We start from the raw sequence: 25,264 nt of genomic DNA on the forward strand, positions 1-25,264 counted from the left end.
GGTGACTGGCAGGGCATCGCCGGTTCCCCCGCCTGGGACCGTGGAGGACGTGCTCCGGTCAGGGGCGTTGGAGATACCCCGAGATGAAGGTTCTGCTGGTCGAGGACGACGCGAGCCTCCGGGAAGGCATGGGTGAGCTGATCTCCGACCTGGCGGAGGTGCGCTCGGTCGGCGAAGTGAGCTCGGCGCTGGCGGCCCTCGGCCAGGAGCGCTTCGACCTCGTCGTCACGGACCTGCGCATCGGCGGCGGAGAGTCGGGCGGGCGCTCGGTGCTGGAGGCGGCCCGGAAGGGGCGCCAGGCGGTGGCCATCGTCAGCGCGGCGTCTCCGGAGGAAGTGGCGCGGGCCCTGAGGCCCTTCGTCCCGGATGGCGTCCTGGTGAAGCCCTTCCAGATCGAGGACATCCTCGGGTTGGTGGAGCGCTTCCTGGCCGTGCACCGGAACGTGGAGCTGGCGTCGAGGGGACAGGTTCCCTCCGAGAGTGACTGGGTGGAGTGCGCGCCGGGTGTGCACCTGGCCTCGCCGGGCGGCAAGGCGGCGGGTGCCATCTGGGTGCGGCTGGCGGCGGCGGGGCAGTGGGCCTGGTCGGCCCGGCCTCATGGGCGGGAGGCGGCCCTGTTGCTGGAGGGCGAGCTGGAGATCGAGGGGACACGCTTCGTGGCCCCGGCGACGTTCTTCGTGGGTGCGGACGAAACGCCCGAGGTGCGCACGCCCACCGGGTGTCTCGTCATCACGCTCGGCCTGGACGGTTGAAAGGGCAGGTTGGCACCCGTGGACACTGTTTGGCCTACAACTCCGCATGATGCGGCACGTCTCGGTCGTCCCTCGCGGAGGGCGGCGACGGCGGCGTTGGAAGCGCACATCGCGGTGCTGCGGGGAGATCCGCTGAAGGCCGCGCTGGCCAATGCGCTGAGGGACGCGGATGGGCTCGGAGGCCAGGAGCGGCGCTTCGCCGCGCTCGTCGTTCGCGAGCTGTCCCGTCATCAGCGCCTCTTGGATCTGGCGGCGAAGCTTTTGGGCCACCCGCCGGGCAAACTGGTGATGGTGGAGGATCAGGCCCTGGTGCGGTACGCGCTGTGGCGGCGCATCTTCTGTGGTGAGACCTGGGCGCGCATCGGCCCGGAGGTGCGACTGCCGGGCCCCATGAGGCCGCGCACCCTGAAGGACGAGGTGCTCCAGAAGGTGGTGGAGTCGGAGCTGCCCGAGGCGCCGCTGCCGGACTCCCACGCGGAGCGGCTCGCCATGCGGTACTCGTTCCCCAACTGGCTGGTGCAGAAGCTGGCGCAGGCGTACCCGGACGAAGCCACGCTGGAGGGACTGCTGTCGTCGCTCGACGAGGAGCCCGGCCTGCACTTCCGCGTCAGGCCTCCGGGCACGCGGGATGAAGTCCTGGCGGCGCTGGTGGAGGAGGGCGTCGCGGCGGAGGCGGTGCTCGCCGCTCCGGACGCGGTGCGCGTGGTGGATGCGAGCCATCGCGTCTTCGAGACGCGGATGATGAAGACGGGGCGACTGCAAGTTCAGGACGTGGGCAGCCAGCTCATCTCAGAGGTCTGCCGTCCGGTGGGCGGCCCGCTGACGGGCCTCACCGTCGCGGATGTCTGTGCGGGCGCGGGCGGCAAGACGCTGGCGCTGGCGGACTTTGTCGGTCCCTCGGGACGGGTGCTCGCGGGAGACCGCTCCCGACGCCGGCTGGCCGAGGCGCGTGAGCGGGTGCGTCACTTCTCGCTGCGGCAGGTGGCCTTCCCGCATCCCTTGCCCCTGTCCGACGCGGACGTGTTGCTCATCGACGCGCCGTGCAGCGGCACGGGCTCACTGGCGCGCGAGCCGGATCAGAAGTGGAAGCTCACCGCGCAGGAGATCGCCAAGTACCAGACGACGCAGTCCGAGCTGCTGGAGGAGGTCTCCCGGCAGGCGAAGCACGGAGCGCTCATCGTCTACGCCACCTGCTCGGTGTTGCCGGACGAGGACGAGGCCGTGGTCGAGGGCTTCCTGGCGAAGCATCCGGAGTTCACCCTGGAGCCTGTCTCAGACGTGCTCGGAGCGGAACGGGCTGCGCTGGCGGCCCACGGGCCGTACCTCAAGTCCCTGCCGCCCAAGGTGCCAGGGGGCGGATTCTTCGCCGCGAGGCTGCGCCGGACGACGGGGCAGGGTTGACAGTCCACGAGCCCACACGCTACGCCAGTATTGGTTCTTCAAGGGGTGTCACCCACGTGGCGGCCGACGCGAAGCAGTCCGAGGTGGTGAAGCAGATCAACGAGGCCTTCCAGGCGGCGCAGGCCCGTCTGGCGCAGCTGCGCGAGGCGGTGGAGCGCAACACCGACCTGGCCCGCGCGAACGCCAGGGCCACCGTGCTGAAGGACCAGAAGGACCGTGCTCTCAAGGAGCTCGGTGACCTGGTCTACCGGCAGATCCAGAAGGGCAGGCTGGAGCTTCCCGCGGGCTTCGCGTCCGCGCTCAAGGCCATCGAGGCGGCCGAGCAGGCAGCCGAGGCGCATGCTCGCGAGCTCACCGATATCCTTCGGGAAGGTGAGGAAGTCGCCGAGCGGTTGAAGGTTGGAAAAAACGCACCGAAGCCTCAAACAGTTCTTGGCCCTGGGAACAAGAAACGGTAGAAGGCACGCACTTTCGACGTCGGGCCGCAACCCAAGGCGGCCAGCAGCAAAAGACGGGGCTATAGCTCAGCTGGGAGAGCGCTTGAATGGCATTCAAGAGGTCACCGGTTCGATCCCGGTTAGCTCCACTCTGAAGTAGAAAGGCCCGCCCGGGAAACCTGGCGGGCCTTTTTCATTTCCGACAGGCGGTCGCGAGCGATGGACCCGGTTTCGCGCCGGGCCCTCACGCGGCTTCCTCGGGTGCGTGACCGACGACTCCCCGGAGCTGCTCCGCGCTGGCGTCCCGTCCTCCGCATTCTTCCAAGCACGATTCGAGGTCTCGGCGATGTCGCGACGTGGTGAACGTGGCCCCTTCGACGCTACTCACTGTGGCGCGGCACGGGGACATGGGGACGCGATGGACGAGGACTCTCGACAGCGGACGAAGTTGGTCGGTGACTGTGCCCTGGCGAAGGAAGATGCTGCGACGTCGCGGGCTTCTCGGATATGGGGGCCCGCGAGAGGCCGAGCAATGCGCAGACACCTGGATCGAGGCGTGGCAGTGGCGCTGGTGCTCGCGGGTGGGCTGTCGGCCGCCCAGCTCACCCCAGGCTCGGCGGGGCAGGGCGGTGGCTCGACGCCGGGAACGACGGGGACCTCGGGCAGCTCGACGCCGGGGACGACGGGAACCACCGGCAGCGGTCAGTCCGGGACGGGAACCGGGACGACGGGAAGCCCCACGCCCACGCCCACTCCCACTCCGAGCACGGGGACGCCGACGCCTGGCGCCGCCGCGCCGCAGGCTCCCGCCACGTCGACGGGCTCGACGGGAGGCACCACGCTTCCTCCAGGTCCGCCGACGATTGCGCCCGAGACGGTGGACAGCTCCACGAACCCTTCCGGGGGCCGCACGGTGTCTCCGGCGCCCATGCGAGAGACCGCGCGCGAGGCGCAGCAGGCCAAGGAGGGCGTGGCGCAGGTACCGGATGCGGACGCCCCGCCCGCCAAGGCCGCGCCCCTGACGTTGGGGCAGTTGGTGGAACGGGCGCGCGCGACGGACTCCCGCGTGGAGGAGGCGAGCGCGGAGCTGCGCAAGTTCCAGGCGCTCTACAAACAGGCGAAGTGGGCCTGGTTCCCCAAGTTCGAGATCTCCGTGGGCGCGGGAGGCCCGGTGCCCGAGGCGCGCAATGACGGCGTCGGCGGCCCGCCCACCACCGAGGCGTCCTACGAAGGAGACTGGAACCTCGGCAGGGTCGGCATGACGGTGTTCTCCTCTGGAAACGCGGTGCTGCCGCTCTACACGTTCGGCAAGCTGACCGCGCTGGAGAAGGCGGGCGCGCAGGGTCCCATCCTCGGCGCGGCGCTGCGCGAGCGGGCCCAGGACGAGGCGGGCTTCCAGGCCGCTCAGGCGTACTTCAGCTACCAGCTGGCGCGCTCCGGGGTGCAGCAACTCGAGGAGGTCTCCAAGCGACTGGAGGACGCCGCCGAGCGCATCGCCGCGCTCCTGAAGGAGGAGTCACCCCAGGTGACCCAGGTGGACACGTACAAGGTCCGCTTCTTCCGGCAGATCGTCGAGGCCAAGAAGGCCGAGGCGATTCAAGGGCGCGCGCTCGCGCTGACCGCCATCGGCGTGCTGGCCAACGCCACTCCCGGCGCGTCGGTCGACGTCGTGGAGGAAGAGCTGGCGCCCGAAGCGGAGGTGCAGCCCCCCTCGCTGGAGCGGGCGGTGGCGTTGGCCGAGCAGTACCGGCCGGAGTTCACCGCCATCGCCGCGGGCATCGTCGCGCGTGAGTCCGAAGTGCTCATCCGTGAACGGAGCTACTTCCCGGACCTCGGGCTCGCGGGATTCTACGACGTGCGATTCACCACCAGCGCCACGCGGCAGCGCAGCCCCTTCGCGTATGACCCGTACAATGATCGCACCGCGGGCCTCGGCCTGGTGATGCGGGGGACGTTCGACATCCCCATCAAGGACGCGCAGTTGGATCAGGCGCGGGCGGAGCTCGACAAGCTGCGCGCCCAGGAGAAGCAGATTCGCGCCGGCATCCGCCTGGAAGTGGCGAAGGTGCATGGCGAGCTGGTGGCCGCATGGTCTCGGGCCCGGGCGTATACGGACGCGGAGAAGAGCGCGCGTCGCTGGGTCACCTCCGCGTTCGCCGCCTTCGACCTGGGGACGGGCGAAACGCGCGATTTGGTGGACGCCTTCACGGCCTATGCGCAGGTTACAGGCGACCGGTCGAAGAGCTGGTTCGACGTCCGGTTGGGAATGGCGGCCCTCGCCCGAGTCACGGGGACGCCACCCGCCCCGGGTGAATAATCGGGGCGCCGCGTCTGTCCGCTGTACCGTCCTCCTTCACGGAGTCGAAAAGCCATGATTGCTTCCCTGCTTGCCGCCACCCTGATCGCCGCGGCGCCTGGTCCCCTCTCGGTCGTCAAGTCTGGGAACGCGGATGTCCAGAAGGCCGCCAACGCTCCCGGCGCCACCGTTGAATCCCTCGCCAGCGTCGTCGAGAAGTTCGTCGACTTCCAGGAGCTGGCGAAGCGCGCCCTCGGAGACAAGACGTGGGCCACGCTCACGCCCACCCAGCGCAAGGACTTCTCCGAGACGATGACGGGGCTCCTGCGCGCCTCCTATGCCCAGAAGGCCATTGGCCAGGCCCAGGCCGAAGTGAAGTACGGCAAGGAGTCCATCGAGGGCACCGAGGCCACCGTCAACACGACGCTCACCCTCAAGAAGGACCAGATTCCCGTCGACTACCGCCTGTACAAGCCCAACGCCAAGAGCGACTGGCGCATCTACGACGTCGTCACCGACGAGGTGTCCCTCGTGGACACGTACAAGGGCCAGTTCCAGAAGCTGCTGAGCACCAAGGGCTTCGACGGCCTGCTCTCCACCTTGAAGACCAAGCGGGCGCAGCTCGAGAAGGAGAACGCGGCCAACTCGGCCAAGGGTTCCACGGGCGCAACGGGCTCGGCGACGGGCGGCTCGGCGGGTCCGACGAAGTGAGCTGACGCGAACCCCGCGTCACCGAAGCACTCCAGGCCGGGGCTCCCACGCGAGGGGCCTCGGCCTTCGTCTTTTCAGGTGCGCGCGAGCTGCTGGTACGACGCGAGGGTGCCGACGAGCCCCTCGGCCAGGGCAATGGTGGGCAGGAAGCCCAGCTCACGCGAGGCGCGCTCGGTGGTGCAGGTCCATGCCGCGGCGGTCATCTCCCGCACCTTGTCGCGGTTGAGGATGGGGGTGATTCCGCGCAGTCGGGCGATGACCTCGGACCCCAGGCCAATCATGTAGCCCACGCTGTCGGGCACGGGCAGCACGGTGGGGGCCTTGAGGCCCAGCGCATGGGCCACCGCCGCGCACAGCTCTTCCCAGGTGTACTCACGTCCATCGGAGACGGTGTACACGCCGCGCGCCGGGTCGGCCTTGTCCAGCGTGGGGCCTCGCTCGGCGGCCGCGAGCAGCGCGGTGTTCAGGTCATCGACGTGGATGAGCGAGTAGCGCTTGGGCCCGAAGCCGCTCTTGAGCGCCAGCCCTCGCTCCGCCATGGGAATCACGGAGGGGATGAACTCCACGTCGCCAGGGCCGTAGACCATGGGGGGCCGGACGATGACGGAGGGCACCCGGTCCGCGAGCTCGCGCACGGCCTCCTCGCCCCCCAGCTTGCTGCGGCCGTAGACGGAGACGGGCGCCGGAGGGTCCTCCTCCCGGCGCGGACGCTCCGGTGTGGACGGCCCCGCGGCGGCCAGCGACGAGCAGTAGACGAGCCGGGGAGGGCGGGGCAGTGACGCCATGGCCTCCGCGACGCGGCGGGTGCCATTCGCATTGCCCTCGAAGTAGCCCGCGGGCTCCCGGGCCTTGGTGACGCCGGCCAGGTGCAGGACACAGTCGACGTCGCGCACGGCCTCCGCCAGGCCCTCGCCCGTCGTCAGGTCTCCCACGGCGAACCGGGCACCGAGCGCCGCGAGCGCGTCGCGACGAGAGCTGGAGCGCACGAGCGCCGTGAGCGAGTCACCCCGCTCGACAATGCGGCTCGCGAGCCGATGGCCGATGAAACCAGTGCCACCGGTGAGGAGGAAGCGCACGAGGAGACTCCAGGAGGATTACAGCGGGCGCTGGTAGATGCGGTACGCCTTGGAGCGCTGGCCACCCATCGACTCGATGGCGCGGTTGACGAGGTGGTTGTCCTCGAGCGTCCAGGAGATCTCTCCACCGGAGTACCCGAGCCGGTGCGCGGTGCGCAGCGTGTCCAGGTACAGGATGGCGTCCAGCCCTCGGCGTCGGTAGCCCTCCTTGATTCCGAGGGTGATGAGGCGCAGGCGGCGGATGCTTCGCGAGGCGAGCGCCAGCTTCACCAGGCCAATGGGCAGGCCGAACGTCGTCAGGCGCCCGTTGGCGGCCTTGAGCGCGTGGTTGGCGTCCGGCAGCGTCATGGAGAAGGCGACAGGCTCGCCCTTCACCTCGGCGATGAGCACCAGCTCCGGCCGGACGATGGTCTTCATGTCCTTGGCCAGGTGGTCGAACTCCCGGTCCGTGAAGGGCACGAAGCCCCAGTTCTTCTCCCAGGCCGAGTTGTAGATGTCGCGGATGCGCTCGACCTCGTTGGCGAAGTCCTTGAGGTTCACCGCGCGCACGGTGATGCCCTCGCGCTGGCGCATCTTCTCCGCGATGCGCACCACCTTCTCCGGCGGCTCCGCGGACGAGGACAGCTCGTAGGCGAACAGGTCCTTGGCCTTCACCAGCCCGCACGCCTCGATGAGCGACGCGTAGTAGGGCGGGTTGTACGGCATCATCACGGCCGGCGGCGAGTCGTGCCCCTCGATGAGCAGGCCCCAGTCCTGGTTGGACGAGAAGTTGGCCGGCCCGAGCATGGCGTCCAGCCCGCGCTGCTTCAGCCACGCCCCCGCCGCGTCGAGCAGCAGTCGCGCGACGCCCGCGTCATTCACGCACTCGAAGAGGCCGAAGAAGCCCTCCTTGGTGCCGTGAATCTCCTGGTGACGTGGGTTGCGGATGGCGGCGATGCGGCCCACCACCTCCTGGCCCCTCCGGGCGAGGAACAGCTCCACCTCGCCATACTCGAAGAAGGGGTTCTTCTTCGGGTCCAGGAAGTCCTTGCGCTCCATCTCCAGCGGGGGGACCCAGTTGGGGTCTCCCGCGTACAGCGAGGCCGGGAAGCGGATGAACGTCATCTGCGCCGCGGCGCCCCGCACGGGCGTCACCAGGACGTCGAAGGGGAGGGGAGGAAGGGCGGGCTGTGTCGCGGGTGGCTCGGCGGGCAGGGCCATGGGGGATCAGGTCCTCTCGGCGGGGTTGCCGTCGGTGCCGTTGCGCATGAAGAAGTGCGCGCCCTTCTCCAGGAGGAGGCCGGGCAGCGTGCCGCGCTTCTCCCACAGCTTCATGGGCGCGGAGCGCAGCTGACGCAGGTCCTCCGGCTGGAGGTTGGCCGCGCGCCAGGTGAGCTGCTCCACCGCGTCGAAGATCTTCCCGGCCACCTCGCGCGACGACATGCGCTGCAACTGCTCCAGGGTGATGCCGCCCTTGTCCGCGAGCAGACCGGCGGAGCCCGCCGCCCACTTCTCGCTCGCCTTGTTGGAGCGCACGGACGTGCCCGGGCGGGCGATCTGCACCGGCTCGTACACCGTGGGGCGCGTCTCCGGAATCACGCCCAGCTTGCGGCCGATGGTCTCGAAGGTGTCCAGCACCCGGTCCAACTGCGCGTCGGTGTGCGTGGCCATGTACGACGTGCGGATGAGCGCGTGGCCCGCCTCCACCGCCGGCGGAATCACCGGGTTGGCGAAGACGCCCGCCTCATGCAGCGCGCGCCAGAAGCGGAAGCACTTCACCTGGTCGCCGATGTGCACCGGAACCACGGGCGACACCGACACGCCGGTGTCGAAGCCCATGGCGCGGAAGCCGTTGTGCATCTTCTCCGCGATGTCCAGCAGGCGGGCGCGGCGCTGCGGCTCCGCCTCGATGATCTCCAGCGCCTTGAGCGCCGAGGCGATGGACGCCGGCGTCATGGACGCGGAGAAGATGACCGAGCGGGACTTGTGGCGGATGTAGTTGATGACGTCGAACGGACCGGACAGCACGCCGCCCAGCGACGCGAAGCTCTTGGAGAACGTCCCCATGACGAGGTCCGTCTCCTTCTCCAGGCCGAAGTACTCCGAGGTGCCCCGGCCCTTCTCACCCAGCACGCCCATCGCGTGCGCGTCATCCGTCATCACCCGGGCGTTGTACTGCTTCGCCAGCTCCACGATGCGCGGCAGGTTGCAGACGTCTCCCTCCATGGAGAAGACGCCGTCGGTGATGATGATCTTCCCCGCGTTCGGATCCGCCTGGGACAAGAGCTGCTCCAGGTGGTCCATGTCGTTGTGGCGGAACTTGCGCTCGGTGGCGAAGGACAGGCGGATGCCGTCCACCAGGGACGCGTGGTTCTGCCGGTCGCTGAAGACGATGTCGTGGCGGCCGAGAATCGACGCCAGCGCCAGGTTCGTCTGGAAGCCGGTGGAGATGACCAGCGCCGACTCGCGGTTGAGGAACTTGGCCAGCCGTCCCTCCAACTCCTCATGCAGCGCCAGCGTGCCGTTCAACAGCCGCGAGCCCGAGCACGTCGTCCCGAACTTCTCCGTCGCCTTGATCGCCGCTTCCTTCACGCGCGGATCCGCCGACAGGCCGAGGTAGTTGTTGGAACCAACCATGATCACCCGCTTCCCCTCGATCTCCACTTCCGTGGCGCCGTGCGACGCCTCGATGACGCGGAAGTAAGGGTAGAGGCCGGTGGCCTTCGCGATGCGGTAGTCCTTCCAATTGCTGCACTTGTCGAAGACGTCGCTCATGGTGTTCTGTGGTCTTTCTGTATGTCTGCGTCGGGGGAGGGTTTGTCGCCTGTCAGGCGGATGCATCGCTCCGGTCGCCACTCACCATGCAGGGCTCGTTCCCGAGCCGGGGGCAACCTTGCGTCCGTCGACCTCCCTCGGGGGACGCGGGGCGGTGAATAAAGAGGCCGAGAGGCAGTGTCAAGGCGCGGACTGTCGCTTGAGTCCCATGCGAGAGGCCCTTTGACGCCCGTGCCTTGACAGCACTGGCTCTTTGGTGGCACCCCGCCGCATCGCACCGTCTTCCAGTGGATACTGGAAAGTACCGTGTGTACTCGGCTGCACGTCCGGCGGCACCTGAATGACCGGCGGAAGGCTTTCCAGCCGCCCGTTGTTTGGGGGGGCTACGAATGGCCGGGAATTTGCTATGCCCGGCGTTCATCGAGGAGTGGACGGTGGCCAGGTCTCTGCGGGAACGGTGGTTCGAGGGGTTCATCCAGACGGCGGTCTCCCGGCCCTGGTACGTGCTGCTGATCTGCGCATTGCTCGCCGCGGGCGGTATGGCACTGGCGTCGCGGTTGGAGTTTCGTGGTTCATTCGTGGAACTACTTCCCCAGGGAGCCCGTGAAGTCCAGGACCTGACACGCGTGTCGCAGAAGGCCGGCGGGGATGGGTACCTGGTCATCGTCGCGAAGGGGGACACGCCGGAGCGGCTGAAGGCTTACGCGAGCGAGCTGAAATCGCGACTGGAGGCCCTGCCGGAGGTCCGCTACGTCGAGCACAGCTACGACGTGGAGTTCTTCCGCCGTCACGGGCTGTTGCTGCTGCCGGCGGAGAAGCTGGTGGAGTTGCGCACGGAGCTGGCGGCGCGGGTGCGCTACGAGCGGCAGCAGGCCAACCCCTTCTACATCGACCTGGGGGCCACGCCTCCGCCGCCCACGTTCGAGGAGATTGCCCGCAAGCACTCGCCCAACGCGCCGGTGCACGAGTACCTGGCCAACGCGGATGGCACCGAGGTGTACCTCATGCTCAAGCCCATGGGGACGGCGGGAGACCTCTCCTTCGCGCGCCGCTTCGTGGAGCTGGCCATGGGCACGGGCCGGACGCTGGCCTCGGAGCGCTTTCCCGCCGTGACGCTGGAGGCCACGGGCAACTTCCAGAACCGCATCGAGGAAGACGCGGTGATGCGGGGCGACCTGTCGCGCGCCGGCATGCTGTCCGCGCTCATCGCGGTGGGGCTCATCCTGCTGGCCACGCGACGCATCGCGGCGCTGGCCGTCGTCGGCGTGCCCGTCGTCGTGGGGCTGCTGGTGACGTTCGGTGTGGCGCAGCTCGCCATCGGCCACCTCAACGTGGTGACGGGCTTCCTGGTCGCCATCCTCATCGGCCTGGGCATCGAGTACGGCGTGCACCTGTGCATGCGCTACTGGGAGGAGCGGCGGACGCGCTCGTCGCGCGACGCGCTGGCCACGGCGGTGCGCGGCACGTTCAGCGGCGCGCTCACCTCGGCGGTGACGAACGCGGCGGCCTTCTTTGTGCTGCTCCTGGCGCAGTTCCACGCCTTCAACCAGTTCGGCTTCCTGGCGGGCCTGGGCGTGCTGCTCGCCGTCATCGCGGCCTATGCGCTGGGACCATCACTGCTCGCCATCGCGGAGCGACTGCGCCCCGCGCGCAAGGACGGCGCGCCCGCGTCGGCGGAGACCGCCACGTCGGCGGCACCCCCGGCTCCGGCGCGCGAGTGGAAGCGCTGGCCCACGCCCGTCATCGCGCTGTTGGCTCTCTTGGTGGTGGGCTTCGCCGCGTTCTCCGTCTCCATCGCCCCGCGACTGGGGTTCGAGACAGACATGCGCAAGCTGAAGGGTGACTCGCCGGCGTCGCGGCTGGATGACCATGTCACCGAGCAGTTGGGACAGCCGCTCAACCCGGCCATCTTCCTGGTCGACGACCTGGCCCAGGTGGCAAAGGTGGAGCAGGTCATCGCGGAGGTGAAGCAGCGCAACGGCGCCGACTCCGTGTTCCTGCGCACCACCTCCCTGAACGACCTGGTGCCGGGAGACCTGGAGCGACGGGAGAAGGAGATCGCCGGCATCCGGGCGCTGCTGCAGGGGCTGCCCGAGGCGGCGCACGAGGACCCGCGCCTGAAGGACTTCGAGCAGATGGTGGAAGCGAAGCCCTACGGTCTGGACTCGCTGCCCGTGGAGGTGCGCCGTCGCTTCCTGGCCACCGACGGCCAGGGCACCTTCCTGCTGCTGTTCCCCTCCGTGTCCAACTACGACACCGACGACCTGAAGCGCTGGGCCGCGCAGATCGACCAGGTGGTGGAGACGGCGACGGCGCGGGGCGTGGAGATGTCCGTCCTGGACAGCAACCGCATCGCCGCGCGCATCTTCGCGCTGGTGCGCGGAGACGGACTGCTCATTCTGTGCTCCGCGGCGGCGGTGGTGTTCGTCGTCATCCTGCTGAGCCTGCGCAGCCTGAAGCGCGCGCTGCTGGTGACGGGGCCGCTGTTCCTGGGCATGACGTGCCTTGCAGGTGGCATGTACCTGTTCGACGTGCAGCTCAACTTCATCAACGCCGTGGTGCTGCCGAATCTCCTGGCCATCGCCGTGGACAACTCCATCCACCTGTATCACCGGTACGAGGAGGAGGGCCCCGGCTCGCTCGGCAAGGTGGTGCGGCACACGGGGCTGGCGGCCGTGGTGGCCACGCTGTCGAACGCGGCGGGCTACGGCGCGCTGCTCGTGGCCAACCACCAGGGATTGCGCAGCATCGGACAGATTGCGCTACTTGGGGTCGTGTGCACCTTCTTGGGGACCACGGTCTTCTTCCCCGCGCTGCTCGCCCTCCTGGAGCGCTGGAAGGAGAGGAAGGGCTCGGTCGCTCGGGAGGGTGCTGTCGTCCGGAGCCTGGAGCTCGACATGGCCGGTCAGGACACCGCGCCATCGGGGGAGCGGAAATCGGCGTGAGTCTCGTGACCTTCCAGAGCTTTCGTGGCTCCGTCCCCATGAATGGCCCTCGTGATGCGCAGGTCCGGCTGGGGGCGGTGGACCTCATCATCGTCATCGCGTGCTCGCTCGGGGCCTTTGTCCTGCTCGGGCCGGGACGCTGGGCGCCGCAGGCCATCCCCAACGCGGGGCTGTTCGCCTCCATGGCCGCCGGTCCGCTGGTGCTGCGGACGTTGGAGTCCTGGTTCCCTCGCCAGCGCTGGTTGACGGTCATCGCCGACTTCTGGTTGCTGCCCGTGGCGGTGCTGACGCACTCGTGGCTGTCGCCGGTGGTGGACACTCTCAACCCGTTCCTGCGCGACGCGCAGCTCGTGGCGGCGGACCAGCGCATCTTCGGGTTCCAGGCGGCGGTGGTGCTCGCGCACGTCGTGCCGCCGTGGCTCAACGACGTGTTGATGGTCTGCTACTACGGCCACTTCGTCTGGCCGTTGGTGCTGGGCATCGGGCTGTACTACCGGGCCCGGGGCGCGTCGGCGGAGTTCGACGAGTACCTGCTGGGACTGGGCCTGCTGTTCATCCTCAACTACTCGGCCTACTCGCTGGTGCCCGCCGTGGGGCCGCGCTACTTCCTGGTCGACGCGTTCAGCGGGCCGCTGCAGGGCACGTGGACGCCGATGCTGGACTCCATCATGCGCAGGCCCCTCTTCGGTCGGGACTGCTTCCCGTCGGGCCACACCGGCACCACGCTGGTGGTGCTGTTCTACTCGTGGCGGTTCTCCCGGAAGCTGTTCTGGGTGATGTTGCTGCCGGGCCTGGGGCTCATCGTCGCGACGCTGGCCGGGCGCTTCCACTACGCCACGGACCTCTTGTGCGCGGTGCCGCTGGTGATGGTGGTGGTGGGCATGTCCGCGGCCCTGTCCCGAGCGGCCCGCCAGCGCGAGAGCGAGAGAGCCGCGCGTTCCGTCCCGGTGGACGCTATCTTGCGCCCCTGAGCCCGGTCCGGCGACTGACGCCGGCCGCCAGGAGCCCCCATGTCCAGGCCCGTGTTGTCGCAGCGCGTGTCCCGGTTCGGCACCACCGTCTTCTCGGAGTTCAGCGCCCTGGCGCAGAAGCATGGCGCCGTGAATCTGGGGCAGGGGTTCCCCGACTTCGACGGGCCTGACGCCGTGAAGGAGGCCGCTCAGCGGGCCATCCGCGAGGGCGTCAACCAGTACGCCATGAGCTCGGGCGCCCGGGACTTGCGGGTCGCCATCGCCGAACACGCCGCGCGTTTCTACGGGCAGACGGTGGACCCGGACACCATGGTGACGGTGACCAGCGGCGCCACCGAGGCCATCCTCGATGTGCTGCTGGGACTCGTGGACCCGGGCGACGAGGTGGTGGCCTTCGAGCCGTTCTACGACTCGTACGACGCCAACATCACCTTCGTCGGCGCCACCGCGCGCTGGGTGCCCTTGCGTCCACCGGACGCGGCGCATGCGCAGTGGTGGTTCGACTGGGACGAGCTGCGCGCGGCCTTCGGTCCGCGCACGCGGCTGCTCATCCTCAACACACCCCACAACCCCACGGGCAAGGTCTTCACTCGCGAGGAGCTGGAGCGCATCGGCGCGCTGTGCGCCGAGCATGACGTGAAGGTGCTGTCCGACGAAGTCTACGAGCACATCACCTTCGCGCCCGCCCGCCACGTGCGCCCGGCCACGGTGGCGTCGCTCGCGGACCGGACGGTGACGGTGAGCAGCGGCGGCAAGACGTTCAGCCTCACGGGCTGGAAGGTGGGCTGGGTCATCGCGCCGCCCGCGCTGCGCGATGCGATTCAGCGCGCGCACCAGTTCGTCACCTTCGCGACGGCGTCTCCCTTCCAGGCGGCCATGGCGGCGGCGCTCCGGCTGCCGGATGCGTACTTCGCGGAGCTGGCGGCGACCTACCTGTCGAGACGGGAGCGGCTGCTCGCCGGGCTGCGCGAGGCGGGACTGCCGGCGTACACCCCGGATGGCAGCTACTTCATCCTCGCGGACATCCGGGGCTTCGGCTTCCCGGACGACGTGGCCTTCTGCCGGCACCTGGTGTCGGAGGTCGGCGTGGCGGCCATTCCCCCGAGTGTCTTCTACGGGCCCGAGCATCGGCACCTGGGGCACGGGCTCGCCCGCTTCGCGTTCTGCAAGACGGACGCGGTGCTGGATGAGGCCGTGCTCCGACTGCGCGCGAAGCTGTCGACTCGACGCTGACGGCGCCGTGCCCGCGCGCGTTGCGAGCCCCGGACGCGGTTGCTACATCCCCTCGCAGGAGGGCGGCCCGGCACTTCCCGGCCGCCACGGGCGCGCGTGGACTTCTTCGGCGAGCTGTACCTGCGCAGCACGCTGCCGTTCCTCTCCGAGTCCGTTACGGCGAGGGAGGTGGACTACCTCGCGCGCGCATTCGCCGACCTCCCCGGCCCGGGGCCCGTGGTGGACCTGGGCTGCGGGCATGGCCGCCATGCCGCGCGGCTCCAGGCCTCGGGGCCCTTGGCCGGTCGCGTCATCGGCCTGGAGAAGGACGCGCTCTCGCTGTCGATGCGACGCCCGGGCTTCCCCGTGGTGCGCGGAGACTTGAGGGCCTTGCCCTTTCGGGAGGGGAGCCTGTCCGGTGCGTACGCGTGGTATTCCACGCTGTTCGCCTTCACGGACGAGGAGCACGTACACATCCTCCGTGAGCTGGCGCGCGCCATGAGACGGGGAGGGCGGCTGGTGTTCCAGACGGTGCCACATGAACGACTGGCCGCGTCACCCGACGCCGCGTTCCAGCGAGGGCTTCCCGGTGGTGGCGTGCTGGATGAGGAGAGTCACTTCGACGCGGCGACGGGACGTGACGTGGGGCGACGAACGCTCACCCTCGTGGACGGGCGCGTCCTGCATGCGTCCTACGCCATTCGTTACTATCCCCTTGCGGATCTCGCCGGGCTGTTGGAAAGCACGGGGTTTTCAATCTCCTGGGTGCATGGCGGGCTCGATGGCGAGCCGCTGACGCATCTGTCGGCCGACCTGATTGTGGGAGCGGTGCTGCGAGATGGCTGAGAATTCACGAGCGCGTGGAACCCTGCTGAGCCAGCTGCCGAAGCGGGTGGACGTGTACGAAGTCGGCCCTCGGGACGGACTCCAGAACGAGCTGCGCACGCTGCCCACGCGCGACAAGGCGCGGCTCATCGACGCCCTCGTGACGGCCGGCGAGAAGCGCATCGAGGTGACGTCGTTCGTGTCGCCCAAGTGGATTCCCCAGCTCGCGGACGCGGAGGAGTTGCTGCGGCTGGTGGGGCGCCGCGAGGGCGTGGTGTTCTCCGCGCTGGTGCCCAACCTCAAGGGGCTGGAGCGCGCGAAGGAGGCGGGGCTGCAGGAAGCGGCGGTGTTCATCTCCGCGTCCGAGGCCCACTCCAAGAAGAACATCAACAAGAGCATCGCCGAGGCCATGGCGGGCGCTCGCGAGGTGACGTCCGCCGCGCTCCAGGCCGGGATGCGCGTGCGCGGCTACCTGTCCACCGTGTGGGGCTGTCCCTACGAGGGCCACGTCCCGGTGGAGCGCGTGGTGGACATCTGCCGCTACCTGGTGGACGCGGGCATCTACCAGCTCAGCCTCGGCGACACGATTGGCGTGGGCACGCCCCGGCAGACGGAAGAGATTCTGGAGGCGCTCCTCCAGCACATTCCGGTGGAGAAGCTGGCGCTGCACCTCCACGACACCCGAGGCACCGCGCTGGCCAACTCGCTGGTGGGCCTGTCCGCGGGCGTGACGACGTTCGACGCGAGCATCGGCGGGCTGGGCGGCTGCCCCTATGCGCCCGGGGCCGCGGGCAACCTGGCCACCGAGGACGCCGTCTTCATGTTCCACGGCATGGGCGTGGACACCGGCATCAACCTGGACCGGCTGGTGGAGGCCGGGGAGATTGCCCAGGAGCTCATCGGCCGGAAGCTGGCGGGCAAGTACCTCCAGGCCGCCCTGGGTGAGCGCGAGAAGAAGGCCTCTCGCCGCGCGCAGACCTGAGCCATTCCCACGGATTTCGCCTGGAGCGGCTCCGTGGGTCACTCCCTCCGTGAGGGGTGGCAAGTCTGTAAAATTTCGACAGTGGTTCCGATACGAGGGCACCACTGCTAGCCTGGGTGGGAGTCGACCCTGTACCCCCCACCTGGACTTGCTTCATGACCCACACGGTCGACGCGACGGCCCTCGCGAACCGCTCGTCGGACATCTTTGACGCGCATCAATCTGCCCTCCACCGCCGCACGGACCGGATGTTCGCCGTGCTGATGGGACTTCAATGGTTGGGGGCGCTCCTCACCGCGCTCGTCTTGTCGCCACGGACGTGGGCGGGGACCTCGAGTGAAGTGCACCCTCATGTCTGGGCGGCGGGCGTGCTCGGACTCGTGGTGGCAAGCCTCCCCGTGTCACTGAGCCTGCTGCGTCCTGGGGGCGTGTCCACGCGCTTCTCCATCGCGGTGGCGCAAGCGCTGACCTCGGGGCTGTTGATCCACATCACCGATGGCCGCATCGAGACGCACTTCCACATCTTCGGCTCGCTGGCCTTCCTGGCCGTCTACCGGGACCTGCGCGTGCTGTTCATCTATTCGGGCGTGGTGGTGGTGGACCACCTGGCGCGCGGGCTGTTCTGGCCACAGTCGGTGTTCGGCACGGACCTGGTGAGCCTGTGGCGTCCGCTGGAGCACGCGGGCTGGGTGGTGTTCGAGAACGTGTTCCTCATCCTGACGTGCCTGAGCGGACGAAGGGACTTGCGGGAGCTGGCGTCGCGGCAGGCGCGGCTGGAACTGGCGCAGGGGGAAATCCAGGCGAGGGTGGTGGAGCCCCTGATGGACTCCGCTCGGGAGCTGACCGAGGCGATGCTCTCCCTGACCATCACCACCGAGGACCAGCGCCGGATGCTGTCGCGGCAGGCGCAGGCGCTGTCCGAGACACAGGTGACGGCGACGGAGATTCAGCGCACGTCGGAGGAGACCTCACGGCAGGCGGAGGTCATCATGGAGTCCACCACCCAGGCGGGCGATGCGGGCACCACGGCCCAGGCGATGATTGGCAAGAGCATGCTGGGACTGGAGGGCATCCGGTCGCAGGCGTCGGAGCTGTCCGGTCAGCTCGAGAAACTGGGCGCGCGGGCACGCAAGCTCAACGACATCGCCGCCACGGTGAAGGACCTGGCGGACCAGTCCAACATGGTGGCCGTCAACGCCGCGATTGAGGCCGCGCGCTCGGGGGAGACGGGCCGGGGGTTCGCGGTGGTCGCCACCGAGATGCGTCGGCTGGCGCGCCAGTCCCAGCAGGCCACGGGCGAGGTGCGCGTCATCCTCGACGAAACGATGAAGTCCATCCAGGCGGTGATGACCGCGAGCAAGCGGGGCTCCGAGCGGATGTCGATGGACCTGGAAGTGGTGCGCGAGTCCGGCGAGAGCCTTCGTGGCCTCACCTCGATGATGGAGAACAGCACCGACAGCGTGCGCCGCATCTCAGCGGCGGTGGGGCAGCAGGCGGCGGGCGTCTCGCAGCTCTTCAGCGCCGTGAATGACCTGTCCGCGATGATGACGGAGACCCTGGGCCGCTTGGATTCCGCCGCCTCAGCCACCGTTGCCCTCCAGTCCGTCACCGACCGGGTGCAGCGGGTCATCCAGACCTATCAGCCCGAGTCACACCGCCCCTCCTGAGCCCTCGGGCCCAGGGCTGGATTTCACTCCCAGTAATCATACTCGGAGTGTGTCTCGCCGGATTCCCGGAGGGGCGGGCTCGGTGGCCCGCCCCCTGCCGTTTCAACGGTCGCTGATCATCGACGCCAGCTTCTCCTGGAGGCCCAGGTGGCCCGCCGCGGACTCCAGCATGCGGCGCTCCTTGCGGTCGATGCGGCCATCCACCAGGGCAATCTCGACGATGTTGCGCAGGAAGACCTCCGCCTCGGGGCTGCCCCGGGCAACCAGTCGCTCGAAGAGCTGCGGCCCCGCGTTGAGGGCCATCTCCACCTGAGACCACTCGACGTCCCAGCGTTCGGCGCACAGCTTCAGTAGCCGGCGTTCGGCGGGAGTCACGGTGCCGTCGGAGGCGGCGATGGCGGCCATCATGTAGAGCAGCCGATGCCGTTCCTGGACATCCAGCACCGCGTCCGTGCCGTTCCCCGACGAGGCCACCGCGGGCGCACCGTTTGACGGCCGAGCCACCGGCGCGCGGGCAGGCGGCGCCCGGTAGCTGCTCGCTCCCTCGCGGACATTCCACGCCTCGAAGGGCAGCGCGGACGCGAGCACCCAGTCCCGCTCACCATTGGCGAGCTGAGTGCCGCAGAACTCGCACGCCGTGGCGGCGCTGTCGGTGAGCGGCGCGTTGCACTGAGGGCAGCGGTCCGTGGACACGCCGTTCGCGGTGTTCGTCCGCGCGCCATGCTTGCGCACCAGCGTGAAGACGAAGCGCTGGGGCAGGGTGGGGATCTGCGGAGGACGCTCGTTGACGGGGCCCACACCCATGCGCGCGCTCCAGCGGATCTCCACGTGCGCGCGGTCATACCCTCGCGGGTCCACCTCCAGCAGCCGCACATCCACCGAGCCCACCGCGCACTCCAGGAACACCCTCCGCCGGCCCTGGCGACGCAAAGCGTCCAGGTCGGAGTTCAGCGTCCCGAGTGCATCCGGCGTGGCCACCTTGGACAGGCCGTTCGTGTCGCCCCGGCTCTGTGCGTCGATCCACTTCCAGAACAGCAGCGACGCGCGATCCTCCAGGACCTCCAGGTTGAGTGCAGGGTCGTCCTGCCGCGCCTGCATCAGCCCGTCCACCGTCCGGTGGTAGCGCGAGTGCTCCACGCCCTGCGTTATCTCCGTGAGCGTCCAGTCGTAGTTGCCGGAGTTCACCACCGCGTTGCAGAACTCGCAGCGGTTGGCCGCACCGCCCTTGTACGGGGCGCCGCAGTTGGGGCACTTGCCCTGGAACAGGTCCGCGCCGATGCGCGTCTGCACGCCCGGCTTGCGCACGAAGGTCCACACCTCCGTGAAGGTCTCCATCCGAGCCCTGCGCGCGGCTTCGACCGCCTGCGCATCCGTGTCGTTCGCGGACACGTCCGTGTCCCGCATCCGCGCCTGGACGCGGACCTGGATGCTGTCGAACCACTCGCTCTGCTCCAGACCGATGAGCTGGACGTCGAGCACCTCGATGTCGGTGATGGCATCGCGCATGCCCTGCGCATCCAGCAGCTTGAGCTGCACGCCGAAGCGCTGCCACGTCGCGTCCGAAAGGAAGGGCCGCACCGGCGTCATGTCGCGGCGGAACCAGGCCTGCTGCAGGTCCATGAACAGCCGGCGCACCTTGCCGAGCACGGGCTCCAGTTCGAACGCGGGGTCCTTCAGCTTGAGCGCGTTGACCCAGCCGGACACGTCGCGCGAAGTCACCTGGGTGCGCTGGTCCGCCTCGTACTGGTCCAACGCCTTGCGCGTGGTGGCCGTCGGGTGGAGGTTGCGCTTGTAGAGCCAGTACCCGACGCCGCAGATGACCAGCAGCGGAATCATCACCTTCGGGTAGCGGAACACCAGCCGGAACGCCTCGAAGAGGATCCAGATGGGAATCCCATCGCCACCGCCGTCGCGGTCCGAGGAGGGACGCGTGTAGTGCTCGCCACCACCGCCCCGGGCCAGGGCGTCCAGGGGAACGAGGGCCAGGGCCACCAGGGCGAGGGCCGAGGGCCACCAGGAGGCCCACGGGGCGAGCTGTCGGAGCACGGTGCGCGGCGAAGGCATGAGGGGATGCTAACCGTTTCCGCCTTGCCAGACCCGCCTTCCCGCCGCACTCTGCCGCGTCCCAGAGCGGCCCGCCGGGCGGGCCCTGGAAGGGGAGCGGATATGCCGGAATTCAAGGTCGACGCACGCGGTGCCATCGAGATCTGGACCATCGACGGCGAGGGCCGCCGCAACGCCATCAGCCGCGCCATGCTCCAGGAGCTGGGCGCGCTCGTCGCTCGGGTTTCCTCGGGGCACCAGGTTCGCGCGGTCGTCATCACCGGCGCGGGCGACAAGGCCTTCTGCGCGGGCGCGGACCTCAAGGAGCGCGCGGGCATGGCCGAGGACGAGGTGCGCGCGTTCCTCGACGGGCTGCGCAAGACGTTCCGCGCGATTGAAAAGAGCGACTGCGTCTTCATCGCCGCCATCAACGGCGCGGCCTTCGGTGGAGGCACCGAGCTGGCGCTCGCCTGTGATTTGCGCGTGGCGGCCCCGGCGGCCGAGCTGGGGCTCACCGAGGTGAAGCTGGGAATCATCCCCGGAGGCGGCGGCACGCAGCGGCTGGCGCGACTGGTGGGCCCGGGGCGCGCCAAGGACCTCATCCTCACCGCCCGGCGCCTCAACGCGGCGGAGGCCTTCGCCGTGGGGCTGGTGAACCGGCTCGCGCCCGAAGGGCACCTCCTGGAGGTCGCGCACGGCCTCGCGGAGTCGGTGGTGGACAACGCCCCCATCGCGGTGGCCACGGCCAAACACGCCATCGACGAGGGCATGGGCCTGGAGCTGGACGACGCGCTCGCGCTGGAGCTGCGCAAGTACGAAGAGGTCCTCAAGACGGAGGACCGGCTCGAGGGCCTGCGTGCCTTCGCGGAGAAGCGTCCCCCCGTCTTCAAGGGGCGCTGAGAAACACACGAAGGGCGGCGGCCCGCGACTCGCGGACCCCGCCCTCGTGACCCTGGTCGGGTCGGACCCTCGCGAACGAGTGGCCCGCGCGACGAGGCAGTCTCACTCGCTAGGCGCTGGCGCTCTTCTCCGGCGCCAGTCCGATGTTCTGCTTGTTCATGTAGCCCATGGCCTTGTCCTTCACCTGGCTGCGCAGGTCGTCGCCCGTCTTCGGGGTGAGCAGCAGGGCCGCCACGCCGCCCGCCACCGCGCCGATGAGGAACAGACCCAGGCTGCCCAGCCCGGCGCGGCCCGGCTTGTAGGTCGTCAGACCCACGTGCCGCAGCGCATCATCCGGCTCGAAGTCGTCCCAGCGATTCCGGGCGACGCGGGGAAGCTCGTCGAGGAGCTTGTGCGCCATCCACTTGCGGTACAGCTCGCTCTTGGCCAAACCCTTCGCCGTCCACTTCGCCTTCTTCTTCGCGAACATGCATCCCTCCTGGGCCAGTGTTGGTCGGGGACGCGCCGCGCCGCGGAGCGTCTCCTTCGAGCGTTGAAGGTAGGCAGGGGAGCCCGCGCCGCCACCCCCCGGACCCTGGGGTTCGCTCGGCGCGTCATCGGCTGGACGACAGGGTGCGTCGAGCCCTCGGTGAGAGAGCAGCCAGCCGTGGACCTTTCTGCTATGTCGCCCGGGCCATGTCCCAAGACACGAAACTGCTCGAGAAGATCGCCCAGGTGGAGAAGGGTGGCGCGCCGAAGTACCACGCGAAGAACCAGGAGGCCGGCAAGCTGTTCGCGCGGGAGCGCATCCGCCTGCTGGTCGACGAAGGCTCCTTCGTCGAGGACGCGAAGCTCGCCAACAACCTGGACGGGGAGCTGCCCTCGGATGGCGTCGTCATCGGCCTGGGCAAGGTGGCCGGACGCACGGTGGCCATCATGGCCAACGACTCCACGGTGAAGGCCGGCAGCTGGGGTGCCCGCACGGTGGAGAAGATCCTCCGCATCCAGGAGACCGCCCGCTCGCTGCGCTGCCCGCTGCTCTACCTGGTGGACTCCGCGGGAGCCCGCATCACCGATCAGGTGGAGATGTTCCCCGGTCGCCGGGGCGCCGGACGCATCTTCTACAACGAGGTGCACATGTCCGGGGACGTGCCCCAGGTGTGCCTGCTCTTCGGACCTTCCGCCGCCGGTGGCGCGTACATCCCCGCGTTCTGCGACCTGGTCATCATGGTGGACGGCAACGCCTCCATGTACCTGGGCAGCCCGCGCATGGCGGAGATGGTGATTGGCGAGAAGGTGACGCTCGAGGAGATGGGCGGCGCGAAGATGCACTGCTCCATCTCCGGCTGTGGCGACGTGCTGGTGAAGACGGAGCAGGAGGCCATCGCCGCGGCGAAGAACTACCTGAGCTACTTCCCGGAGAACTGCAGCCAGCTGCCGCCGCGCGCGGAGTCCAAGGCGCCCAAGGCCAGCGGGAAGAAGGTCGAGGAGATCGTCCCCGTCGACCAGAACAAGCCCTTCGACATGCACGCCCTCATCACCGAGCTCATCGACGAGGGGAGCTGGTTCGAGGTGAAGAAGCTCTTCGCCCAGGAACTCATCACCGGCCTTGCCCGCATCGACGGTCGTCCGGTGGGCATCATCGCCAACCAGCCCAAGTACAAGGGCGGCGTGCTCTTCGTGGACAGCGCGGACAAGGCGGCCCGGTTCATCTGGCTGTGTGACGCCTTCAACATTCCGCTGCTCTACATGGCGGACGTGCCGGGCTTCATGATTGGCACCAAGGTGGAGCGCGCGGGCATCATCCGCTCCGGCGCGAAGATGATCTCCGCGGTGTCCGAGGCCAGCGTGCCCCGCATCTGCCTCGTCGTGCGCAAGGCGTACGGCGCCGGTCTCTACGCCATGAGCGGCCCGGGCTTCGCGCCGGAGGCCACCCTGGCGCTGCCCGGGGCGATGATCGCCGTCATGGGCCCGGAGGCGGCCGTCAACGCCGTCTACTACAACAAGATTCAAGAGCTGCCCGAGGCCGAGCGCCCCGCCTACGTCCAGAAGCTGCGCGACGAGTACAAGGCGGACGTGGACATCTACAAGCTGGCCAGCGAGCTGGTCATCGATGACATCGTCCCCGGTGAGCGCCTGCGTCACGAGCTGACCCAGCGCTACGGGCTGTACGCCTCGCGCCAGACGCCTCGTGCCGAAAAGAAGCACGGCGTCTATCCCGTTTGAGTAGAGAATCTTGCCCTACCCGGAAGGCCCGCTGCCTTCCGGGACCCTTTGCTATAGATCCTCCCGACCATGGACTTTGAACTCCCCGAAAGTCATCGCGCCCTCCAGTCCTCCCTCCGCGACTTCTGCGAGCGCCAGGTGAAGCCCTTCGCCGGCCAGTGGGACAAGGAGGAGAAGTTCCCGATGGAAGTCGTCCGGGAGCTGGGCCAGCTCGGCGTCATGGGCATCCTCGTCTCGGAGAAGTACGGCGGGGCGGACATGGACTCGCTCGCCGTGGCCGTGGCCGTGGAGGAGATCGCCCGCTACGACGGCTCGCTCGCCCTCACGGTGGCCAGCCACAACGGCCTGGGCACCAGCCACCTGCGCGTCTTTGGCAACGAGACGCAGCACGCGAAGTACCTGCCCAAGCTCGCCTCCGCGGAGGCCCTGGGTGCGTGGGGCCTGACGGAGCCCGGGTCCGGCTCGGACGCGTCCGGCATGAAGACGACCGCGGTGCGCCAGGGCAAGAACTGGGTGCTCAACGGCACCAAGATGTTCATCACCCAGGGCACCGTGGGCGACGTCTTCGTCGTGCTCGCGGTGACGTCTCCGGACAAGCGCCAGAAGGGCGTCACCGCGTTCCTCCTGGAGAAGGGGATGCCCGGGTTCAGCCAGCGCGCCATCCACGGCAAGCTGGGCATGCGCTCGTCGGACACGGCGGAGCTGGTGCTGGAGAACGTGGAGGTCCCCGACGAGAACCGCGTCGGAGAGGTCGACCACGGCTTCATCGACACGATGAAGATCCTCGACAAGGGCCGCATCACCATCGGCGCGCTGGCGGTGGGCCTGGCCCGGGGCGCGCTGGAGGAGTCGGTGCGCTACTCCAAGGACCGCACCGCCTTCGGCCAGCCCATCTCCGAGTTCCAGGCCCTGCGCTGGATGATGGCGGACATGAAGACGGAGACGGACGCGGCGCGGCTGCTCGTCCACCGCGCGGCGCGAATGGCCGATGCGGGCCAGCCGTACTCCAAGGAAGCCTCCATGGCGAAGCTGTTCGCGTCCGAGGTCGCCATGCGCGCGGCCTCCAAGGCGGTGCAGATCCACGGAGGCTATGGCTACACCCGCGAATTCCCCGTCGAGCGCTACCTCCGCGACGCCAAATTGTGTGAAATTGGAGAGGGAACGAGCGAGATCCAACGCACCATCATCGCGAGAGAGACCTTCAAAGGGGCTTGATGGACACGGCACGGCTGGAGGGACTCGGGCTTCAAGTACGTGAGGATGTGGCCGGCATCGAAGCGGTGCTGGACCTGGAGTCGTCTCCTCTCGTCAATCCCGTGACCAAGGCGTTCATCGCCGAGGTGACCTTCCAGGTGATGGGGGACCGGCTCATCCCCATCTCCCCGGCGGCGGTGGTGGGACTCGCGCCCATCCTCGTCGGCGCCCTCAGCGACGTGGCGGATATCGAAGCGCTGCTGTCGGACGCCTTCAACGAGCACATCTTCCATGTCCAGCGTCGTTCGGCGGAGCTCCAGGTGCTGGGGCTGGTGCCGCGCGTGGACCAGGACACCCTGGAGCTGACCACCGAGGTGGTGGAGGGTGACCTCTCCGTCCTGCTCGCGGCGGACCGGCTGGGCAACTTCCGCATCGCCCGCGCCCAGCGGGACGCGGGTGAGGTCTCCGGGGGGGCGGGGCACACGCTGGAGCTGTCGGAGTTCCGCGAGCGCGCCGCGCTGACGGGGTATCTGGCGGCGCTGCTGGGTGAGCCGGCGAGCCGTCCACAGCCTTCGCCCGCGGGCGCGGGGCTGGTGCGTTTTTCAGACATCGTGGAGAAGTTTGGCGCGGAGTCGTTGGTTCCGCCCCGGAGCAGCCTGGAGCTGCTGGCGCAGTTGCAGGTGGAGGGCCGGCCGTATCGCTTCGCCGCCGCGAGGGTGGCGGGACGCACCTTCCGGGGCCTGCTGGCGGGGGCTCAGGGCAAGGTGTGGGCGGGCCGGTTCGAGCTGGATGAATTCCCGGGCATTGTCCGGATGGTGGCGGCGCTGCTGAAAGTTCGTCCCGAAGCCGTGAGGCTGGTCGGACCGGACGCGCCTCAGGAGTGAAAGACGTCC

General features: G+C 68.9%; 20 protein-coding genes and 1 tRNA gene. 16 read left to right on the forward strand and 5 right to left on the reverse strand.

Features of this window, described 5'->3' with window-relative positions; all coding sequences use genetic code 11:
- Positions 1 to 83 precede the first annotated feature (83 nt).
- The 6 genes from HUA76_RS46320 (at position 84) to HUA76_RS24525 (ending at position 5,597) form a co-directional block, all read left to right on the forward strand.
- Positions 84 to 752, forward strand: a complete 669-nt coding sequence (locus tag HUA76_RS46320) for a response regulator (protein ID WP_174462216.1) — start codon at positions 84 to 86, stop codon at positions 750 to 752.
- 96 nt (positions 753 to 848) lie between these two features.
- A complete protein-coding gene (locus HUA76_RS24505) occupies positions 849 to 2,153 on the forward strand; it encodes an RsmB/NOP family class I SAM-dependent RNA methyltransferase (RefSeq protein ID WP_254614431.1) in 1,305 nt (434 codons plus the stop codon).
- A gap of 56 nt (positions 2,154 to 2,209) precedes the next feature.
- Positions 2,210 to 2,611, forward strand: coding sequence for a hypothetical protein (locus tag HUA76_RS24510; RefSeq protein WP_174455490.1), 402 nt, complete (start codon positions 2,210 to 2,212; stop codon positions 2,609 to 2,611).
- A gap of 55 nt (positions 2,612 to 2,666) precedes the next feature.
- Positions 2,667 to 2,739 (forward strand) — tRNA-Ala (locus HUA76_RS24515).
- Between the two features lie 383 nt (positions 2,740 to 3,122).
- On the forward strand, positions 3,123 to 4,907 hold the full coding sequence (locus tag HUA76_RS24520) for a TolC family protein (RefSeq protein WP_174462217.1): 1,785 nt from the start codon (positions 3,123 to 3,125) through the stop codon (positions 4,905 to 4,907).
- A 54-nt stretch (positions 4,908 to 4,961) separates the two neighbouring features.
- On the forward strand, positions 4,962 to 5,597 hold the full coding sequence (locus HUA76_RS24525; RefSeq protein ID WP_174462218.1) for a phospholipid-binding protein MlaC: 636 nt from the start codon (positions 4,962 to 4,964) through the stop codon (positions 5,595 to 5,597).
- A 74-nt stretch (positions 5,598 to 5,671) separates the two neighbouring features.
- Here the strand turns inward: HUA76_RS24525 and HUA76_RS24530 are convergent, their stop codons facing one another.
- The 3 genes from HUA76_RS24530 to HUA76_RS24540 are packed head-to-tail and all read right to left on the reverse strand — an operon-like array spanning position 5,672 to position 9,427.
- Positions 5,672 to 6,673 (reverse strand): NAD(P)-dependent oxidoreductase, encoded by a 1,002-nt coding sequence (locus HUA76_RS24530; protein WP_141645867.1) that lies wholly within the window; start codon positions 6,671 to 6,673, stop codon positions 5,672 to 5,674.
- Positions 6,674 to 6,691: 18 nt separating this feature from the next.
- Positions 6,692 to 7,873 (reverse strand): N-acetyltransferase, encoded by a 1,182-nt coding sequence (locus HUA76_RS24535; RefSeq protein WP_141645868.1) that lies wholly within the window; start codon positions 7,871 to 7,873, stop codon positions 6,692 to 6,694.
- A 6-nt stretch (positions 7,874 to 7,879) separates the two neighbouring features.
- Positions 7,880 to 9,427 carry an aminotransferase class I/II-fold pyridoxal phosphate-dependent enzyme gene (locus HUA76_RS24540; RefSeq protein ID WP_141645869.1) on the reverse strand — a complete coding sequence of 516 codons (1,548 nt, stop codon included), beginning with the start codon at positions 9,425 to 9,427 and terminating at the stop codon, positions 7,880 to 7,882.
- Between the two features lie 434 nt (positions 9,428 to 9,861).
- Between HUA76_RS24540 and HUA76_RS24545 the strand changes: the two genes are divergently transcribed.
- The 6 genes from HUA76_RS24545 (at position 9,862) to HUA76_RS24570 (ending at position 18,029) form a co-directional block, all read left to right on the forward strand.
- Positions 9,862 to 12,372 (forward strand): MMPL family transporter, encoded by a 2,511-nt coding sequence (locus tag HUA76_RS24545; RefSeq protein WP_174462219.1) that lies wholly within the window; start codon positions 9,862 to 9,864, stop codon positions 12,370 to 12,372.
- A 38-nt stretch (positions 12,373 to 12,410) separates the two neighbouring features.
- Positions 12,411 to 13,343, forward strand: coding sequence for a phosphatase PAP2 family protein (locus tag HUA76_RS24550; RefSeq protein ID WP_141645871.1), 933 nt, complete (start codon positions 12,411 to 12,413; stop codon positions 13,341 to 13,343).
- A gap of 39 nt (positions 13,344 to 13,382) precedes the next feature.
- Positions 13,383 to 14,576 (forward strand): aminotransferase class I/II-fold pyridoxal phosphate-dependent enzyme, encoded by a 1,194-nt coding sequence (locus tag HUA76_RS24555; RefSeq protein ID WP_174462220.1) that lies wholly within the window; start codon positions 13,383 to 13,385, stop codon positions 14,574 to 14,576.
- Between the two features lie 96 nt (positions 14,577 to 14,672).
- Complete coding sequence (locus HUA76_RS24560) at positions 14,673 to 15,401, forward strand: class I SAM-dependent methyltransferase (protein ID WP_141645873.1); 729 nt, start codon at positions 14,673 to 14,675, stop codon at positions 15,399 to 15,401.
- Positions 15,394 to 16,362, forward strand: coding sequence for a hydroxymethylglutaryl-CoA lyase (locus tag HUA76_RS24565; RefSeq protein WP_141645874.1), 969 nt, complete (start codon positions 15,394 to 15,396; stop codon positions 16,360 to 16,362). Before HUA76_RS24560 ends, HUA76_RS24565 begins: the two co-directional genes overlap by 8 nt.
- Positions 16,363 to 16,517: 155 nt before the next feature.
- Entirely contained in the window at positions 16,518 to 18,029 is a 1,512-nt protein-coding gene (locus tag HUA76_RS24570) for a methyl-accepting chemotaxis protein (protein WP_174455496.1), read from the forward strand.
- Positions 18,030 to 18,131: 102 nt separating this feature from the next.
- On the opposite strand, the gene HUA76_RS24575 is transcribed toward HUA76_RS24570, so the two are convergent.
- Entirely contained in the window at positions 18,132 to 20,093 is a 1,962-nt protein-coding gene (locus tag HUA76_RS24575) for a TIM44-like domain-containing protein (protein WP_174455497.1), read from the reverse strand.
- A gap of 102 nt (positions 20,094 to 20,195) precedes the next feature.
- Here HUA76_RS24575 and HUA76_RS24580 point away from each other — a divergent pair, with 102 nt between their 5' ends.
- Positions 20,196 to 20,972: an enoyl-CoA hydratase-related protein gene (locus tag HUA76_RS24580; protein WP_174455498.1), complete on the forward strand. Its 777-nt coding sequence runs from the start codon at positions 20,196 to 20,198 to the stop codon at positions 20,970 to 20,972.
- Positions 20,973 to 21,081: 109 nt separating this feature from the next.
- Here HUA76_RS24580 and HUA76_RS24585 read toward each other — a convergent pair whose 3' ends face one another.
- Positions 21,082 to 21,441, reverse strand: a complete 360-nt coding sequence (locus HUA76_RS24585) for a YtxH domain-containing protein (RefSeq protein ID WP_141645878.1) — start codon at positions 21,439 to 21,441, stop codon at positions 21,082 to 21,084.
- Between the two features lie 206 nt (positions 21,442 to 21,647).
- Between HUA76_RS24585 and HUA76_RS24590 the strand changes: the two genes are divergently transcribed.
- The 3 genes from HUA76_RS24590 (at position 21,648) to HUA76_RS24600 (ending at position 25,255) form a co-directional block, all read left to right on the forward strand.
- The gene (locus tag HUA76_RS24590; RefSeq protein ID WP_141645879.1) at positions 21,648 to 23,177 is read left to right on the forward strand and encodes an acyl-CoA carboxylase subunit beta; all 1,530 of its coding nucleotides are present in this window, start codon (positions 21,648 to 21,650) and stop codon (positions 23,175 to 23,177) included.
- Positions 23,178 to 23,246: 69 nt separating this feature from the next.
- Entirely contained in the window at positions 23,247 to 24,392 is a 1,146-nt protein-coding gene (locus HUA76_RS24595; RefSeq protein WP_174462221.1) for an acyl-CoA dehydrogenase family protein, read from the forward strand.
- Positions 24,392 to 25,255, forward strand: coding sequence for a hypothetical protein (locus HUA76_RS24600; RefSeq protein WP_174455499.1), 864 nt, complete (start codon positions 24,392 to 24,394; stop codon positions 25,253 to 25,255). Before HUA76_RS24595 ends, HUA76_RS24600 begins: the two co-directional genes overlap by 1 nt.
- Positions 25,256 to 25,264: the final 9 nt, after the last annotated feature.

This window comes from Myxococcus sp. CA056 (assembly GCF_013336715.1).
GTDB classification, from domain to species: Bacteria; Myxococcota; Myxococcia; order Myxococcales; family Myxococcaceae; genus Myxococcus; species Myxococcus llanfairpwllgwyngyllgogerychwyrndrobwllllantysiliogogogochensis.

Coding starts and splice junctions, on each gene's coding strand:
- HUA76_RS24590 (WP_141645879.1), top strand. CDS start 21,648: ATGTCCCAAGACACGAAACTGCTCGAGAAGATCGCCCAGGTGGAGAAG.
- HUA76_RS24565 (WP_141645874.1), top strand. CDS start 15,394: ATGGCTGAGAATTCACGAGCGCGTGGAACCCTGCTGAGCCAGCTGCCG.
- HUA76_RS24550 (WP_141645871.1), top strand. CDS start 12,411: ATGAATGGCCCTCGTGATGCGCAGGTCCGGCTGGGGGCGGTGGACCTC.
- HUA76_RS24575 (WP_174455497.1), bottom strand. CDS start 20,093: ATGCCTTCGCCGCGCACCGTGCTCCGACAGCTCGCCCCGTGGGCCTCC.
- HUA76_RS24595 (WP_174462221.1), top strand. CDS start 23,247: ATGGACTTTGAACTCCCCGAAAGTCATCGCGCCCTCCAGTCCTCCCTC.
- HUA76_RS24555 (WP_174462220.1), top strand. CDS start 13,383: ATGTCCAGGCCCGTGTTGTCGCAGCGCGTGTCCCGGTTCGGCACCACC.
- HUA76_RS46320 (WP_174462216.1), top strand. CDS start 84: ATGAAGGTTCTGCTGGTCGAGGACGACGCGAGCCTCCGGGAAGGCATG.
- HUA76_RS24520 (WP_174462217.1), top strand. CDS start 3,123: ATGCGCAGACACCTGGATCGAGGCGTGGCAGTGGCGCTGGTGCTCGCG.
- HUA76_RS24535 (WP_141645868.1), bottom strand. CDS start 7,873: ATGGCCCTGCCCGCCGAGCCACCCGCGACACAGCCCGCCCTTCCTCCC.
- HUA76_RS24570 (WP_174455496.1), top strand. CDS start 16,518: ATGACCCACACGGTCGACGCGACGGCCCTCGCGAACCGCTCGTCGGAC.
- HUA76_RS24525 (WP_174462218.1), top strand. CDS start 4,962: ATGATTGCTTCCCTGCTTGCCGCCACCCTGATCGCCGCGGCGCCTGGT.
- HUA76_RS24585 (WP_141645878.1), bottom strand. CDS start 21,441: ATGTTCGCGAAGAAGAAGGCGAAGTGGACGGCGAAGGGTTTGGCCAAG.
- HUA76_RS24540 (WP_141645869.1), bottom strand. CDS start 9,427: ATGAGCGACGTCTTCGACAAGTGCAGCAATTGGAAGGACTACCGCATC.
- HUA76_RS24600 (WP_174455499.1), top strand. CDS start 24,392: ATGGACACGGCACGGCTGGAGGGACTCGGGCTTCAAGTACGTGAGGAT.
- HUA76_RS24580 (WP_174455498.1), top strand. CDS start 20,196: ATGCCGGAATTCAAGGTCGACGCACGCGGTGCCATCGAGATCTGGACC.